The organism is Candidatus Binataceae bacterium (genome assembly GCA_035650475.1).
GTDB lineage: Bacteria > Desulfobacterota > Binatia > Binatales > Binataceae > JAKAVN01.
The window spans coordinates 381,527-397,362 of sequence record DASRHP010000009.1 but is presented as its reverse complement, the minus strand read 5'-3'; the positions used below and the strand labels follow the sequence as shown (position 1 = coordinate 397,362).

13 protein-coding genes and 2 tRNA genes are annotated in these 15,836 nt (G+C 67.6%); 11 read left to right on the top strand and 4 right to left on the bottom strand.

The features are described 5' to 3' along the window. Positions 1-70: 70 nt before the first annotated feature. The gene (locus tag VFB33_08095; GenBank protein HZO81643.1) at positions 71-997 is read left to right on the top strand and encodes a ParB/RepB/Spo0J family partition protein; all 927 of its coding nucleotides are present in this window, start codon (positions 71-73) and stop codon (positions 995-997) included. A gap of 28 nt (positions 998-1,025) precedes the next feature. Here VFB33_08095 and VFB33_08090 read toward each other — a convergent pair whose 3' ends face one another. Together VFB33_08090 and VFB33_08085 are read right to left on the bottom strand one after the other, a co-directional pair. Then, positions 1,026-1,217 carry a hypothetical protein gene (locus VFB33_08090; protein ID HZO81642.1) on the bottom strand — a complete coding sequence of 64 codons (192 nt, stop codon included), beginning with the start codon at positions 1,215-1,217 and terminating at the stop codon, positions 1,026-1,028. Between the two features lie 245 nt (positions 1,218-1,462). Further along, a complete protein-coding gene (locus VFB33_08085) occupies positions 1,463-3,232 on the bottom strand; it encodes an Rne/Rng family ribonuclease (GenBank protein HZO81641.1) in 1,770 nt (589 codons plus the stop codon). Positions 3,233-3,498: 266 nt separating this feature from the next. Here VFB33_08085 and VFB33_08080 point away from each other — a divergent pair, with 266 nt between their 5' ends. The 10 genes from VFB33_08080 (at position 3,499) to VFB33_08035 (ending at position 13,300) form a co-directional block, all read left to right on the top strand. Beyond that, positions 3,499-4,143, top strand: coding sequence for an HNH endonuclease (locus tag VFB33_08080; GenBank protein HZO81640.1), 645 nt, complete (start codon positions 3,499-3,501; stop codon positions 4,141-4,143). A 140-nt stretch (positions 4,144-4,283) separates the two neighbouring features. Continuing rightward, positions 4,284-7,835, top strand: a complete 3,552-nt coding sequence (smc, locus tag VFB33_08075; GenBank protein HZO81639.1) for a chromosome segregation protein SMC — start codon at positions 4,284-4,286, stop codon at positions 7,833-7,835. 217 nt (positions 7,836-8,052) lie between these two features. Further along, the gene (ftsY, locus tag VFB33_08070) at positions 8,053-9,393 is read left to right on the top strand and encodes a signal recognition particle-docking protein FtsY (GenBank protein ID HZO81638.1); all 1,341 of its coding nucleotides are present in this window, start codon (positions 8,053-8,055) and stop codon (positions 9,391-9,393) included. A gap of 31 nt (positions 9,394-9,424) precedes the next feature. Next, positions 9,425-9,682 (top strand): cell division protein ZapB, encoded by a 258-nt coding sequence (locus tag VFB33_08065; GenBank protein HZO81637.1) that lies wholly within the window; start codon positions 9,425-9,427, stop codon positions 9,680-9,682. Between the two features lie 11 nt (positions 9,683-9,693). After that, positions 9,694-9,960, top strand: a complete 267-nt coding sequence (locus tag VFB33_08060) for a cell division protein ZapA (protein HZO81636.1) — start codon at positions 9,694-9,696, stop codon at positions 9,958-9,960. A 259-nt stretch (positions 9,961-10,219) separates the two neighbouring features. Further along, complete coding sequence (locus tag VFB33_08055; GenBank protein HZO81635.1) at positions 10,220-10,858, top strand: 5-formyltetrahydrofolate cyclo-ligase; 639 nt, start codon at positions 10,220-10,222, stop codon at positions 10,856-10,858. After that, positions 10,849-12,408, top strand: a complete 1,560-nt coding sequence (gene rny / locus VFB33_08050; GenBank protein ID HZO81634.1) for a ribonuclease Y — start codon at positions 10,849-10,851, stop codon at positions 12,406-12,408. Before VFB33_08055 ends, rny begins: the two co-directional genes overlap by 10 nt. A gap of 106 nt (positions 12,409-12,514) precedes the next feature. Continuing rightward, positions 12,515-13,054: a ferritin family protein gene (locus tag VFB33_08045; GenBank protein HZO81633.1), complete on the top strand. Its 540-nt coding sequence runs from the start codon at positions 12,515-12,517 to the stop codon at positions 13,052-13,054. 61 nt (positions 13,055-13,115) lie between these two features. Then, positions 13,116-13,191: transfer RNA gene (locus tag VFB33_08040), tRNA-Gln, on the top strand. A gap of 34 nt (positions 13,192-13,225) precedes the next feature. Continuing rightward, positions 13,226-13,300: transfer RNA gene (locus VFB33_08035), tRNA-Glu, on the top strand. Positions 13,301-13,534: 234 nt separating this feature from the next. Here VFB33_08035 and VFB33_08030 read toward each other — a convergent pair. Both VFB33_08030 and VFB33_08025 read right to left on the bottom strand, forming a co-directional pair. Further along, positions 13,535-13,921 (bottom strand): cytochrome c, encoded by a 387-nt coding sequence (locus tag VFB33_08030; GenBank protein ID HZO81632.1) that lies wholly within the window; start codon positions 13,919-13,921, stop codon positions 13,535-13,537. Positions 13,922-13,931: 10 nt separating this feature from the next. Continuing rightward, on the bottom strand, positions 13,932-15,638 hold the full coding sequence (locus tag VFB33_08025) for a PQQ-dependent dehydrogenase, methanol/ethanol family (protein ID HZO81631.1): 1,707 nt from the start codon (positions 15,636-15,638) through the stop codon (positions 13,932-13,934). Positions 15,639-15,836 lie beyond the last annotated feature (198 nt).

The following is a 15,836-nucleotide window of genomic DNA, read 5'->3' as shown; positions in this document are numbered from 1 at the left end:
CAGGCCTCTTCGACCCAGGGCAATGGAAATCTGATTTGATGCCGGGGGTATTACCTGATGTATTCATTCCATGGCTGAGGCTTCGGAAATAGCCACTTTTCCGCGCGGTGCGAGGCGGCCCGCCGCGATCGACGAATTGGCAAATGCGATCGAGGCCGACGGCGGCGCCGCCCTCGCCGCCTATCGCGAGCCGATCGGAGACCACTGGCAGCTCTTTGCCCTGATCCCGGCCGCGATGCTCAAGCCAACGCCCTTTCAGCGCGACCTCTCGCCCGCCCACATCAAGCGCCTGGGCGAGGTTATGAAGAAGCTCGACCGCTTCACCGAGCCGGTGGTTGTAGTGCGCCACGACGGCGCCTACTGGACTCCCAACGGCAACCATCGCCGCGCCGCCGCGACCAAGCTCGGCGCCAGAACCATCCCCGCAATCGTGATCCCCGAGCCGGCCGTCGCCTTCCAGATCCTCGCGCTCAATACCGAGAAGGCGCACAACCTCAAGGACAAGGCGCTCGAAGTGATCCGGATGTACCGCGCGCGGCTCGAGGCGGCGCCGCGCACGGCGGAGAAAGAGTATGCATTCGAGTTCGAGCGCGCATACTTCGTCACACTCGGTCTGCTCTATGACAAGACGCCGCGCTTCTCAGGCGGCGTGTACGCGCCGCTGCTGAGCCGGGTCGACAACTTCATGGCCAAGCCGATGCGCGAAGCGATGGAGGAACGCGCGGAGCGCGCCGCGCAGGTCGCGCATGCCGATGAGGTGCTGGGCGCGCTGGTCGCGCGCGCACAAAAGCGCGGCCTGACCCATCCCTATCTGAAGAACTATATCGTCGCGCGGTGTAACCCGCTCACTCGCGCGCGCAAAAACCTGCCCGCCTGCCGCACGGCGCTTAACAGCCTGGTCAAGGCGCTCGAGGAATTCGACCTCGGCCGGATTCACTTCGGCCAGGTGCAAAGCGCGGCACAACTGGTCGCCGCCGCGACGGTCGAGCATCAATAGTCAGTGCGCGAGCACGCTGCGTGCGCCTCTAGCGAATAATCTCCCGGAACACGGCCGCGGCGAGCGGCGGAATTGTCAACTTATGGCGCGGCGCCGCGTTGAGCGCGCGCGGCACGTTGAGCGCCTTTTCCCGCTTGAGCAGCGCGTCCGCGCGGATCGCGCTCACCAGACACAGTACCAAGAGCGAAAACCCGATAACAATCGAGAGCACTCTCTTCATCGCGCGGCCCTCCTCCACCGTTCGAATAGTCGCCCCGTCCGCACCGCCCCCCTTTAGGGCCGCGAATCCCAGAGCGCGCCGCGCATTATAGTCAGTTGCGCGCGCACCGATCCAGTTGGAATTCGAAATAAATTTCAGTTGATGCAGAATGGACTAGCCATTGGACGCCGATGGATTGTATCGGCGACTACTGCCGCCAAGTTTCGGCTTTATTTGGCTTTGGCTTGCGGCGCCCGACGCCGGCTTCACGCCGCGGCGGGCGCCTGCGACATCTCGAAGGCGCCGGGCTCGAGCCCTTCCTTCGAGCGCAGCACGATCTTGAAACCCAGCCGGCGCTCGAGCGTCTCGAGGTCGCGCGCGCCGTGGTCGTAGAGGTAGCGCGCGACGTCGGGGTTGAGCTTGACCACCAGCATATCGACGCCGCGGCGGCGGCCGGCCTCGCGATGGATCGCGCGCAGGACCTCGGCGGCGAGCGTCGGCACCGATTTGACCACGCGTCGGCCGTGGCAGCGCGGACAGGTCTCGGTGAGCAGCTCTTCGAGGCTCTCGCGCGTGCGCTTGCGGGTCATCTGGACCAGGCCGAGCTCGGAGATCTTGAGCGCCGAGGTGCGCGCCTTGTCGCGGCGCAGTGCCTCGCGCAACGCGTCGCTGACCTTCTTGCGGTCAGCCTCGCGCGACATGTCGATGAAGTCGACGATGATGATGCCGCCGATGTTGCGCAGGCGCAGCTGTTTGACCACCTCTTCGACCGCTTCGAGATTGGTCCGCAGCACGGTTTCGTCCTGGCTGGTCTTGCCGACGAAGCGCCCGGTGTTGACGTCGATCGCGGTGAGCGCCTCGGCCTGGTCGAAAACCAGGTAGCCGCCCGACTTCAGCCATACCTTGCGGTCGAGCGCGCGTTCGATCTGCTCCTCAATCCGGAAGTGATCGAAGATCGGCTCCGCGCCCTGGTAAAGCGCGACCCGCGAGCGCAGGCGCGGCAGGTACTGCTGAACGAACTGCACGATGCGCTCGTAGGTTTCCGGGTCGTCGCACCACAGGCGCTCGACGTCGCTGGAGAAATGATCGCGCACCGTGCGCAGGGCAACGTCGAGGTCGCTGTAGAGGATCGACGCCGGCGGGCTGGTCTCCGCCTTGCGCAGGATCGATGCCCACAGACGGGTGAGGAAGTTGGCGTCGCGCTGGATCTCGCGCTTGCTGACGCCCTCGCAGGCGGTGCGCACGATAAAGCCGCCCTGCACGGGGCCGAGTTCGGTCACCGCGCTGCGCAGGCGCGCGCGTTCCTCGGCGCTGGCGATGCGGCGCGAGACGCCGATATGATTGCTGGTCGGCATATAAACCAAGTGGCGGCCCGGAATCGAGACCGCCGAGGTCAGCCGCGCCCCCTTGGTCCCCATCGGCTCTTTGGCGATCTGAACGATGATCTCCTGATTACGGCGTAGCTGCTGCTCGATCGGCAGCGCCTTGTGCTGAATCCGCGCATGGACCTGCGCATGCGCGCGCCCCCCGCCGCGCCGGCGCCGTCCGCGCCGCCTGCCGCGCCGCCGCCCGCCGCGCTGTCCGCCTTCGCCCGCCGGCGCTGCCTCGCCGGCACCCGCTACGTCGTGGGGCAGATCGTCGGGCGAAAGCGGGTCGCCCGACGCCGAGGCGGCGATTTCGGAGTCGAACGGCTCATCGCCCGGCGCATGGGCCTCGGCGCGTTCGCTGTCGGGCGCGGCGCCGTGGGTTTCGCGCACGGGCTCGGTTTCGACCTCCTCCTCACCGATCACCGCGGCCATCGAGCCCGCGGTGTCATAAAAATCGGAGACATGGAGGAAGCCGGCCTTTTCCAAGCCGATATCGACGAACGCCGCCTGCATCCCGGGCAGGACGCGGGTGACTTTGCCTTTGTAGATGTTGCCAGCGAGCCCGCGGCGCGGCCCGCGCTCGAGGAACAATTCCGTCAGCGCGCCATCCTCAAGCACCGCCACGCGCACTTCGAGCGCGCTCGCGTTGATGACGATTTCACGTTTCACGAGTGGACCGTGGGCCGCGGATGAAGGGGGCGCTCAAGCCAGGCGCCGACGTGCGGCGTGTAAAGCGCCGGGGTGGCGGAGACAGCCGCCGGGCGGCTCGTGCGCGGTCGTGATTGTGTCGCTGCCCCTTCCACCCATCTTGTTTGAGACGAATCATACGGGCGGGCCGCAAAGTGCGCAAGGCGCTGTCGCGCTGGGGAAAACGCAGTTTGTCCGCGGCCGCTAACCTTGACATACCCACCCGCTGCCGATAGTCGTTGTGCCTAATGGCTGCCGCCGTCCAAAGCGCGGGGTTGCCGAGCTCGGGAATCACCTTGCTCAACAGCAAGGTTCTCGTCCTTAACCGATCCTACCTGCCCGTCCATGTCACCTCGGTCAAGCGCGCCTTCGCCCTGCTTTACCAGGGGGTGGCGCGTGCGGTGGACGAACAGTACCGCACGTTCGACTTCGAGAGCTGGCGCGATCTCGCGATCGAGCTCCATCACGAGCGGCTGGGCATTGTCGGCGGCTTTATCCGCGTCCCGCGGGTGCTGCTGCTGACGGCCTACGAGCGGGTGCCGCGCCGTCACGTGCGCTTCTCGCGCTTTAACATCTTCGCTCGCGACGGCAACACCTGCCAGTACTGCGGTCGGCGTTTTCCGCGCACCGAGCTTAATCTTGACCACGTGAAGCCACGATCGCGCGGAGGGCTTTCGACCTGGGAGAACATCGTTTGTTCCTGCCATATCTGCAACCGGCGCAAGGGCGGCCGTACACCCGAAGAGGCCGGGATGGCACTCATCCGCAAGCCGCAGCGGCCACAATGGACGCCCTTCAGCAGCGAGATGTTCAGCCTGCGTCGCTACCGGGAATGGATGCCCTACCTGACTGCGGTGGATAGCGCCTACTGGAACACTGAATTGCAGGAATAACCGCGCCCTGACGCGGTTTTCAACAATCCACAGCGCGTCGGCGAGTTGCGGGGATAGATCGGCGAGCGCATGGTTCCCCGCCCGCGCGCTTTGGGTTAAGCTCGCCTTGATGATGTGGTGAGGTGGAGGACGATGGCGGTATGCGGCTCAAAAGCCTTGACCTAGTCGGCTTCAAATCGTTCTTGGAGCCGACGACAATCGGCTTCACTCCCGGAATTACGGCGGTCGTCGGACCCAATGGATGCGGCAAGTCCAATGTCGTGGACGCTATACGTTGGGTGCTCGGCGAACAGGCGCCCACCCGCCTGCGCGGCAAGAGCGCCGAAGACCTGATCTACGCCGGCAACGACAGCAACCCGGCGGCCGGGATGGCCGAGGTGTCGCTGCTGCTCGAAGCCGAAGAGGGTTCGCCGTTGCCTGAGCCTTACGCGGGGCTGAGCGAGGTTTGCGTCACGCGCCGCGTCTACCGCTCGGGCGAGTCCGAATATCTGCTCAACCGCATTCCTTGCCGCCTCAAAGACATCACCGAATTTTTCATGGCCGCGCAGATCCATAGCCGCGGCTACGCCTTAATCGAGCAGGGACGGATCGAGGAGATCATCCAGGCCAAGCCCACGGAACTGCGCGGCCTGGTCGAGGAAGCTGCCGGGCTGTCACTCTTCAAGGGCCGGCGCGAGATGAGCGAGCGCAAACTGGAGCGCGTACGCGAGAACCTTGCTCGCGTTGACGATGTGCTCGGGGAGATCGAGCGCCAACTGGCCTTTGCTCGCCGTCAGGCACGCAAGGCCGAGGCCTACAAGGCAATCCGCCAGGAACTGGACGAACTCGAGCGGCTCAGCGCCGCGCACCGCCTGCTCGAAGAGCGCGCGCGCCTGGAACACCATCGCGCGCGCGCCGCCGCGCTCGAGGCGCAGCGCGGGGAGTTGAGCGCCGCCCTCGCCGGGCTTCAATCGCAAACCGATGCCGACGCCGTCGCGCTCGCGGCGCACCGCGATCGCCTCGCCGCTCTGAGCAACGAGCTCGACAACCTGCGTGCGGCGATCGCCCAGCGTGGCCATACGCGCGCTTTCCTCGAACGGCGTCTGCGCGCGGCCGAGGCCGCTGCGCCCGAGCTCGCCGCGCGCCTGGACGAACTCCAGACGAAGGCGACCGCCGCGCGTGCGGCGCGCGCCGAGGCCGGCGCGCGCCTTGCCCGCGAGCGCAATGCCGACGACGGCGGCGAGGCTACGCTCGCCGAGCTGCGCGTGCTGCATGAGGCCGCCGCGGCCGCGCTGCGCGAGGCCGAAAGGACGGCCGAGGAGGCGCGCGATGAGGTCGCCGAGCAGATGCGCGAGGCGGCCGCGCTGCGCGGGCGGCTCGGCGCGCTCGGTGGCGAGCGCGCCGAACTCGCCGAGCGCCTGGGCCTCGCCGAGGCGCGGATGCCGGCGCTGGAAGCCGCGGTCGGTGCCGCCCATGACGCGCTCGGCACGGCGGGCGGCGAGCTCGCCGCACGCCGCAGCGAGCTTGAGCGGGCCGAGGAGCGCGAGCGCGCGGCCCGCGCGCGCGAAAACGCCGCCCGCACCGCACTCGACGCCAGCGCTGCGCGCCTCGCGCTCTTGCGCGAGGCGCTGGGCGTCGCCCGCGCCCGCGCGGAGCGGCTCGCCGCGCGCGCCGGCAGCGGGGCCGCTGCCGAGCGCCTGCGTGTCGTGCTCGAATCGCTCAACGGCGACGGCCCCGCCGAACGCCCGGCGATGCTCTCCGAGGTTCTGCGCGCGCCCGCCGCGCTGCGCCACGCCCTGGGCGCGGTGCTCGGCGAGCAGGCCGAGGCGGTGATCGTCGATTCGCCCCATCTCGCGCTACGCGCGATCGAAATTCTCAAGGAGAACCGTGCGGGCCGCCTCAGCTTCATCCCCGACCCCGGCCCCGTCGATTCTCATCCGGCGATCGAGGCCCCAGGAATCGCAGGCCGCCTCCTCGACATGCTGGAAGTCGAGCCGCGCTTCAGACCCGCCGCCGAAGCGATGCTCGGCCACGTGATCGTCGCCGACGATCTCCGCGCCGCCCTCGCGGCATCCAACCTCAACGGCCACGGCACCCTTTTCGTCACCCGCGAGGGCGACCTCGTATGGCCCGGGCGCATGATCGCCGGCGGCAGCGTGGGGTTGCCTGACGGCGCCGGCGCGGACGACGAGCCGCTCGATGCGCACGCGCTGGAGGAGGCGGCCGCGCGGGTCGAGCAGACCGAGGCCGACGCCGCCCGGCTGCGCGCCGACCTCGACGCTGCGCACGCAGAACTGGAGGTGGCCCAGCGCGAGCTGGGCGCGGCGCACGCGGGCCTCACGCAGGCTGAGCGCGCGATTGGCGAGCGGCAGAACGCTATCGAGCGCGCGCAAGCCGAGTCCGCCGCCGCGCGCAGCCAGCACGAGCAGGCGCGCGCGCGACTCGACGAAATCGCGCGCCTGATGACCGAGTGCAACGCGCGGCTGGAGGAGCTTGCCCACGCGGAAGCCGCGGGCCGCGAGCGCCTCGGCGCCCTGCGCACCGGCCTCGCCGAGCACAAGCATCGCGCCGAGCGGGCGGCGGCGGCGATGCTCGAAGCGGCCGGGCGCGTCGAGGCCCGCCGCACCCATCTGCGTGCAATCGAACAGGAGCTCGGCCATCTGCGCCGCCTTGCCGACGAGCATGAGGCGCAGATCGCCAAGGACCGCGCCGCGCTCGAGCGCCTGGGCGCCGAGCGCGGCGAACTCGCCCGCGAAGTCGAGCAGATTGACGAACAGGACCGGGCCTCCGCGGCGCGCGAGGCTGAGCTCGCAGCGGAGACCGCCGCGATGCGCGCGGCGTGCGAAGCCGCGGCGGCGGCGCTGGCCGAGCGCCGAACCGAGCTTGCCCAGGCGCGTGAGCGCGGCGCGGCGCTTGAGCGCGAGGCGATGGAATGCGCGCTCGGATGCGAACGGGCGCGCACGCTGGCCGAGGAGCTGGAGCGCACCTTCGCCGAGAAATTCCAGATCGCCTTCGCCGAGGTCGAGAGCGACCTCACGGCCGCGCTCGCGGCGCGCGACGTCGCCGCCGACGAGGCGCGCCTGGTCGAGCTGCGCGCCAAGGCCGAGCGGCTCGGCGAGGTCAATCTCGCGGCCGAAAGCGAGGTCAAAGAACTGGAGGAGCGCGCCGCGGTGCTCAATAGCGAGCGCGCCGACCTCGAAGCCGCGCTCAAAGACCTTAGCCAAACGATCCAGAAACTCAACCGCGAGGCGCGCCGGCGCTTCAATGAAACCTTCGAGGGCGCGGCGCGCAACTTTGCCGAGCTCTTCCCCAAGCTTTTGCGCGGCGGCAAGGGCCGGCTCGAGCTGATGCCCGCCGACGACGTGCTGGAGGCGGGTGTCAACATCCTGGTTCAGCCGCCGGGCAAGAAGGTCAAGGAGATCGGCCTGCTTTCAGGCGGCGAGAAGGCGCTGTGCGCGATGGCGCTCATCTTCTCGCTCTTCCTGCTCAATCCGAGCCCGTTTTGCGTGATGGACGAGGTGGACGCGCCGCTCGACGAGTTCAGCCTAGCCGCCTTCACCAGCCTGATCGGCGAGCTCAAGCAGCGCTCGCAGTTCATCGTGATCACGCACAACCAGCGCACCATGCAGCGCGCCGACCACATTCATGGTGTGACGATGGAACGGCCGGGCGTCTCGCGGTTGATCTCGCTCGAGATTCCGCGCGCGGCGTAGCAGGGCTCCGTGCACGGCGCCTCGCGGGCGCCTGGCCCGATCCAAGCGGCGCGACCGGTGCGCCTCGGTTTCGGTTGTGGCACGAGCCTGTTATTGTGTTGCAGGCATCCGGCGCATCCACTGCTCGCGCGTACCCCACGAACTCGGGCGGGGCGCGTGTCGGCGTGCGCGCCGCGCGCCGCAATAGATCGTCGAGGTCTCGGTCCCGGTGTCATTGATGGTTCGCCTCGCGCTGGAAGCGGCGGCACTCCAGGCCGTCCTGCTGATCGTCGCGACGCTCATCGAGTTCAGCGCGCGCAAGCGGCGCCGCGTCGCCTCTCCCGAACGCGCGGCGGTTCCGGCTGCCGCGCCAGTGACTGCTCCGGAGAAAGCCGCGCCGGTCGCGGCGCCCGCCGAGGAGGCCGCGCCGCCGCTTGCCGCTCCGCCGCCCGCGCGGGAACGTCCGAAGTTTGAAGAAACCGAAGCGCGGGCCGCGCGCGCTCCGACACCGCCGTCGCGCGTCGAAGCTCCGCCCCCTGCCGCCGGGCCCCCTTCTGCTGCCGAGCGGTCCGAAGCAGCGACGGCCGAAACCGCCGCTGCTCCCTGTGCCCCTCCGTTCCCTCCGCCTGGGGAGAAAGCGCCGGCAAGGATCGGGCTTGGGCTGCGGCGCACGCGCGAGAATCTTCTTGCACGTATCCGCGCGGCGATCTCCGGCAGCGCGCGACTCGACGAAATCTGCGAGGGCCTCGAAGAGGCGCTGATCGCCGCCGACGTCGGCGTCAATGCCAGCCTTAAGCTTGTCGAGGCCGTACGCGCCCGCGTCAAGGACGGCAGCCGGTCCGGCGCTATCCGCGACGCGCTCAAGGACGAGATCGCGCGGATGCTGGCGGCGACCGAGCGTCCGATGAACGTCCCGGCCGAGGGCCCCTTCGTGATCATGCTCGCCGGTGTCAACGGAGTGGGCAAGACCACGACGGTGGCAAAGCTGGCGGCGCGGATGAAAGCCGAGCGTGGCGCGGTGATTGTCGCAGCGGCCGACACCTTTCGCGCGGCGGCGATCGAGCAGCTCGAAGTCTGGTGCGGGCGGGTCGGCGTCGATCTCATCAAGCAGAAGCAGGGCTCCGATCCGGCGGCGGTGGCCTTCGACGCGGTCAAGGCGGCAGTTGCGCGCGATACCTCGACGGTGATCATCGACACCGCCGGCCGGCTCCAGACCAAGGTCAACCTGATGGAGGAGCTGAAGAAAATTTCGCGCGTCGTCGGACGCGAACTCGCCGGCGCACCACACGAGTGTTGGCTTGTGCTCGACGCCACCACCGGCCAGAACGCGCTCAGCCAGGCGAAGCTCTTCGGTGAGGCGGTACCGCTGACGGGCGTAATCCTGGCGAAGCTCGACAGCACGGCGAAGGGCGGCGTCGTGGTCGCGATTGCCGAGCAGCTCAAGCTCCCGGTGCGCTTCGTCGGGCTGGGGGAAAATATCGAAGATTTGCGGGCGTTTGATCCGCGTGAGTTCGTCGAAGCGCTGTTCGCCGAGGACGAGGCGCGGGCAGAAGCGCCCAGCGGTTCTTATGCAGCTTGACAGCTTTATTAATCCAAAATTAAACTGAAAAGTGGAAAACGCATCCGCCATGACCCTTGAGGCTCTTAAGCAGCTCGAAGAAAGAATCCAGGCATCGGTCGACCGCATCCAGCAGCTCCAGCGCGAAAACGAGGCGCTGGCGAAGCGGCTGGCTGAAAGCGAACAGCGTTATAACGAGATCAGCGCCCGCTATAACTCCGAGCGGGAGCAACACGAGTCCGAGCGCAACGAGGTCAAGGCGCGCATCGAGCGCATCCTAGCGCGCTTCGACGGCCTCGACCTCGGCTAGATGGGAGCGCGATGGGCGTCAACGTGGAAATCCTCGGCCAGAGCCTGACCGTCACCAGCGACCACGGCGATGAATGGGCGAAGGCACTGGCGGAGACAGTTGACGAAAGGATAAAGTCAATTCGCGCCAACAGCCGCGCGGTCAACACGGTCAGCGTGGCGATTTTGGCAGCGTTGAAATTTGCCGACGAACTTGAACGTTTGAGGCAGGACCATCAGGCGTTAATCGACCAGATCGAGGCACTGAACCGGCGGCTTTCGAGCGCGATCGATTCGTAGGCTGGCGCGGTTTGTGGGGGCTTCGGGCTGGCGGGTTCGGGCGAAATCGGCGGGGGGCCGGAATATCCAGCAAAGGCGCGATGATGCGCTTGCACCATACAGAGTCTGTGCCGGATGGGCGGAACGCAACGCGCGGCTGCATGCCGCGGTTTTCCGAACAGCGATCAAGCGCCCGGCGGTGGCCCACAGCACTGCCCACGGCGATGATTAGCTCCGGGCACCCGCCGAATTAGCCCGCGCCCGCCACCGGCAAATGTCAGTGGCGGACGAAAAGCAAAGCCTACGCAAAATCCTCTCCGAGGCGCGCCGCAATCTGCCGCCGCGCAGCGCGGCTGCGTTCTCGGCTCGCGTGCAGGAGCGTCTGCTGACCTCGGCGGCCTACCGGGCTGCCGCGCGCGTCGCGCTTTACGCTCCGCACGACAACGAGGTCGATACCGCGATCATAGCCGCCGACGCGCGCGCCTCGGGCAAGGCACTTCTTTACCCGATCGTCGAGCGCGCGCGCCGGCGGATGGCTTTTGGCGCCGTGTCGGCCCCTTCCGAACTGCGCCCAGGGGCCTATGGGATTCCCGAACCTCCAACCGGCGCCGCCGTCGTGGAGGCGAGGGATCTCGGTCGCGACGCGTTGATTTGCGTTCCCGGCCTCGGTTTTACCCCCGCCGGCGCACGGCTTGGCCGCGGCGGCGGCTATTACGACCGGGCGCTTGCCGAGGCGGGAGAGGGCGCGATCGCCGTGGGGCTCGCCTATTCGTTCCAACTACTTGACCGGCTACCGGAGGAGCTTTGCGACCGGCGGCTGGATCTGATCGTGACGGAGTCCGCCGTTTACGCGGCCGGTCGCGCGCCGGGCGCGGCTGCGCAACCGGCGGACCAAGGAGGTACAACCAAGTGGACGTAATAATCGGCGTCCTGGCGATAATCGCTACCGCGATGGGGGTCTTCGCGGTCTATCTGGCGCGGCGACGCTCGTTCGTCGCCGGCGCCGAAGCTACGCGGCACGAAGTCGAGGTTCTCATCGAAGAAGCCAAGGCCAAGGGCGAACTGATAATCAAGGAGGCGGAACTCAAGGCTAAAGATCTGTTGGTGGACGCGCGCGCGCAGGCCGAGCGAGAGGTGCGCGAGGAGCGCCGTGAGCTGGCCGCGCTGGAGAGCAAGCTGGCCGCGCGCGAGGAAAGCATCGATAAACGCCTGGAGAACTTCGAGCGGCGCGAGGCCGAACTCGGCCGCCGCGACCAGGCCCTGCGCGCGCGCGAAAAGGCGCTCGGCGAGCGCGAGAGCGAGCAGCAGGCGCTGATTGAAGCCGCGCGGGCCAAGCTCGAGGCGGTCGCCGGGCTGACCCGCGAGGAGGCGCGCCGCCAGTTGGTCGACGAGATGGTCGGGCAGGCGCGCCATGACGCCGCGCGCCAGATCCGGGTGGTCGAGGAGGAGGCGCGCGAGGAAGCCGACCGCCGCGCCAAGCGCATCGTCTCGATCGCGATCGAACGCCTGGCCGGCGAGTTCGTCACCGAGCGCACGGTGTCGGTGCTTGCCCTGCCCAACGACGAGATGAAGGGCCGGATCATCGGCCGCGAGGGGCGCAACATCCGCGCGATCGAGGCCGCCACCGGCGTCGATATCATCATCGACGATACCCCCGAGGCGGTCGTCATTTCCTGCCACAACCCGATCCGGCGCGAGATCGCGCGCATCGCGCTCGAGCGCCTGATCTCCGACGGCCGCATCCATCCCGGCCGCATCGAGGAGGTCGTGCGCAAGGCCGAGCAGGAGGTCGAGGAATCGATGCGCGAGGCGGGCCAGCGCGCGATCCTCGAGGTCGGGGTCCACGGCGTGCATCCCGAGCTGGTAAAGCTGCTCGGGATGCTGAAGTACCGCTACAGCTACGCGCAGAACGTGCTGATGCACTCGCTGGAAGCGGCGTTTCTGTGCGGCGCGATGGCGGCCGAGTTGGGGCTTAACGAAAAGCAGGCGCGTCGCGCCGCTCTCCTGCACGACATCGGCAAGGCCCTGACCCACGAGATCGAAGGCTCGCACGCGCTGATCGGCGCCGAGCTCGCGCGCAAGTACGGCGAGTCGGCCAAGATCGTCAACGCCATCGCGGCCCATCACGAGGAGGTCAAGGCCGAAACGATCCTGGCTCCGCTGGTGGACGCCGCCGACGCGCTCAGCGGCGCGCGCCCGGGCGCGCGGCGCGAGGTCCTCGAAAGCTACGTCAAGCGGCTCGAAGACCTCGAGCAGATCGCCAAGTCGTTCAAGGGCGTGGACAAGTGCTTTGCCGTCCAGGCCGGGCGCGAGATGCGGATCATCGTCGAGCCCGGGCAGGTCTCCGACGACGACGCCACCCTGCTCGCGCGCGAAGTGGCGAAGAAGATCGAAACCGACATGACCTACCCCGGGCAGATCCGGGTGACGGTCATCCGCGAGACGCGCGCGACCGAGGTCGCGCGCTAGCGCAAGCCACTCGCGGCGCGGACGGCGGCAGGGGCAAACCACGCCGCCGCGCCGATGCGGGCGTGCTTGGCGCGCTGGCGTCTTGCGGGCTATCATCGGGTTTAGGATGCCGACCACGCGCGAAGTGCTCGAAGCCACCATCGCCCTGGAGAGGCGCAGCATGGCGCTCTACGCGCGGCTGGCCAAGGCCTTCGCCGGCAATCCGCGGGTGCACGATTTCTGGTTCGACATGGCGCGCGACGAGGCGCGCCACGTCGGCGCGCTCGACCTCGTCAGCGCCGTGCTCGAACTTGAAGGGGTGCTCGACCGCCACAGCCCGGTGACCCTCGAAGAGGCGACGGTCGCCAAGCTCGACGCGATTCTAAGGCGCGGGGTCGAGGCCGCGCGCAGCGGGATCGATATCGAGCAGGCGCTCGGACTGGCGCTGGAGGTCGAGGAGACCGAGCTCGAGGACAAGGTCGGCGACCTGCTCAAGGCGCTCCAGCAGCACGACGAGTACGAGCGCTGCATGCGGCTGCTCGTCCACGACCTCGGCGAACTGAGCTACATGATCGAGCAATACTGCCAGGACCCGGCGATGCTGCAGCGATGCGACGAGCTGGTCAACCATCACGCCGAGACCCTGCGGCGCTCGGCCGTGCGCTGAGCGCTGGCGGCCGCAACGCATGGACGCAAGCGCGTGCGTCGGTTAGAATAGCGCCTCGCGCTGAGGAGTCGGCTAATTGGCAAGCCACCTGACTCTGGATCAGGCGATTGGAGGTTCGAGTCCTCCCTCCTCAGCCAACCCTCCCTGAGCGGGAGGGCGCACGCCGCGGCGGGTCCCATCGTCTAGTGGTTAGGACACCGGCCTCTCACGTCGGGAACGCGGGTTCGACTCCCGCTGGGATCACCAAACGCACGACTTTGAAAACGACCTCATCCGCGCGCGAATGCGGACTCGATGCGCCGGCTCAAACTTGATCCCAGAATCCGCCTGGGCTGCGGCGGCAAACCGCTCGGGGCGAAGACGACGCTGCGGATTGAGCCCGGAGGGAAAGGCCTTCGGAAATCGTGCGTGGGATCGCCGGTGATCCGCTAAACCAGGGCGGGCACGGAAGACCCCGCCACTTGACGCAAGATTCTTGTGCTAATCGCCGCCGCCGCTGTTGTCGGTGAGTCCCTGCTCCTGCTCGACCGAGCGCAGGAAGGACAAGATGTCCTCCATTTGGCGGCGCTTGAGGACGGTCTTCCACGGCGGCATCCCCTTGTCCGCAAGCCCGTTGGAGACCGTCTTGAAGAAAAACGCGTCGCTTTTGTCGCTCAGCAGTTGCGGCAGGTTGAAGTAGGGATCGTCGGTCGCGGCGTCCTCGCCGTGGCAATGCGCGCAGTTGCCGTTGAAGGTATTGCGCCCGCGCTCGACCGCCTGCTTGTCCGAAGCCTGCGCGTGTCCCGCCAATGCGCCGGCGGCGCTGAGACTCACCAGCGCCGCCGGCAGGATGATCGCGACGAGCAGCCGCGCGTACCCGTTTCTCATCGGTCAGACTTTACTGATCGAGCGCAAAGACAAACAGCATCCCCGACTCCGGCGTCTTGGCCGCCGCTTCAGCGCCCAGCTTGCCCAGCCATCCGGGGATCGTCACCGAGCGGCCGGCCACCAGCGCGACGTACTGTTTGCCGCCGATCTCGTACGTCATCGGCGCGGCGCCGACGCCACTGCCGACGCGGAACTTCCACAGCACCTTGCCGCTCTTTGCGTCGACCGCCTTGAACCATCCGTCAAACGTTCCGTAAAAGACCACTCCGCCGCCGGTGGTCAGCACGCCGCCGTTGAACCAGATCGGCTCCTTTACGCTCCACGCGGGCGAATGCTTGACCGGGTCCCACGCGATGAGCTGGCCCTCGAAGCCGCCCGGCCCGGCGTAGATCTTGAACGGATTGAGGCCGAGATAGAGCAGGCCGTTGTGATACTCGACCTTGTCCTCTTTGGCGTCCATGCAGAGGTTGTTGGCGGTCAGGTAAACCAGGCGGGTGTCGGGGTCGTACGACATCGGCTGCCAGTTCTTGCCGCCAAGCGCGCTGGGACAGATGTTATCGACCATCTTCGTCTGGGTGGGGCGCATCCCGGCGACCTCGATCGGATCGCCGCTCTCGAGGTTGATGCCCTTAGCCCAGGTGACGTGGACGAACGGCTCGGCCGAAATCAGCCGGCCGGTGCGTCGGTCGGCGACGTAGAAGAAGCCGTTGCGGTCGGCATGCATCAGGGCCGGCAGCGGCTGGCCGTCGATATCGAGGTCGGCGAGCACCGACTCGTTGACACCATCGTAGTCCCAGGCGTCGGCGCGCGTGTACTGGATATGCCAGAGGATCTTGCCGTTGTCGGGGTTGAGCGCGATCACGCTGGAGCTGTAGAGGTTGGCGAACTTGTCGTTGGGCGCGTTGGTCGAGCGGGTCGGCGCGTACCACGGGCTCGGATTGCTGGTGCCGTAGTAGATCATGTTGAGCTTGGGATCATACGAGCCGACCAGCCATGCGGCGGCGCCGCCGTGCTTCCAGCTGTCGCCGCTCCAGGTCTCGTTGCCGGGCTCGCCGGGGCCCGGGATGGTGTAGGTGCGCCACAGCCGCTTGCCGGTCGCCGCGTCGTAGGCCGAGATATAGCCGCGCACGCCGTATTCGCCTCCGCCGAAGCCGGTGATCACCTTGTTGCCGACGACCAGCGGCGGCGAGGTGATGACCGCGCCCTGCTTGACGTCGACCACCGTGGTCTTCCACAGCAGCTTGCCGGTCCTGGCGTCGAGCGCGACCAGCGTGCCGTCGAGCTGGCCGACGAAGATTTTGCCGTCGCTGTACGACACCCCGCGGTTGTTCACGTCGCAGCAGGCGTAGCGGATTACGCTCTCCCCGATATGCGAGCTGTAGCGCCACTTCAGCGCGCCGGTCGCCGCGTCGAGCGCATAGACGAAGCGCGGCCCCCACGAGCTCGAGACGTACATCGTGTCCCCGATCACCAGCGGCGTGGACTCGTTCGAGCGCAGGGTACCGAGCGAAAAGGCGTAGGCGACGTGCAGCTTGGAGATATTGTCGGGCGTGATCTGGGCCAGCGAGCTGTAATGCGTGTTGCCATAGCTGTTGCCGTAGATCGGCCAGCCCACGTCCTGCGCCGCGCCTTCGGCGGCCAGCGCCGCCGCCGGCGTCGCGAGCAGCAGCGCGATCGCCGCCGCGAACACGAGATTTCGAGCTTGGGTCCTGGGCATCATCGGGGTCCCCTTCCGCACGCCTTGTGGTGCAAACCGGCGCGAGAATAGCGATTTGTAAGGGTTTGTTCAAACCTTGGCCGAACGGCGATTCTTCTGAATCGACGTCGCATATCGTGACACTGCATGTCTCAATTCTGATGCCCTCCCGGGCGGGAAAATCCTGCCCGGCGTCGACGCCGCTCAAAGCAAGCCGCA

Coding starts and splice junctions, on each gene's coding strand:
- VFB33_08095 (HZO81643.1), top strand. CDS start 71: ATGGCTGAGGCTTCGGAAATAGCCACTTTTCCGCGCGGTGCGAGGCGG.
- VFB33_08090 (HZO81642.1), bottom strand. CDS start 1,217: ATGAAGAGAGTGCTCTCGATTGTTATCGGGTTTTCGCTCTTGGTACTG.
- VFB33_08080 (HZO81640.1), top strand. CDS start 3,499: ATGGCTGCCGCCGTCCAAAGCGCGGGGTTGCCGAGCTCGGGAATCACC.
- smc (HZO81639.1), top strand. CDS start 4,284: ATGCGGCTCAAAAGCCTTGACCTAGTCGGCTTCAAATCGTTCTTGGAG.
- ftsY (HZO81638.1), top strand. CDS start 8,053: ATGGTTCGCCTCGCGCTGGAAGCGGCGGCACTCCAGGCCGTCCTGCTG.
- VFB33_08060 (HZO81636.1), top strand. CDS start 9,694: ATGGGCGTCAACGTGGAAATCCTCGGCCAGAGCCTGACCGTCACCAGC.
- VFB33_08045 (HZO81633.1), top strand. CDS start 12,515: ATGCCGACCACGCGCGAAGTGCTCGAAGCCACCATCGCCCTGGAGAGG.
- VFB33_08030 (HZO81632.1), bottom strand. CDS start 13,921: ATGAGAAACGGGTACGCGCGGCTGCTCGTCGCGATCATCCTGCCGGCG.
- VFB33_08025 (HZO81631.1), bottom strand. CDS start 15,638: ATGCCCAGGACCCAAGCTCGAAATCTCGTGTTCGCGGCGGCGATCGCG.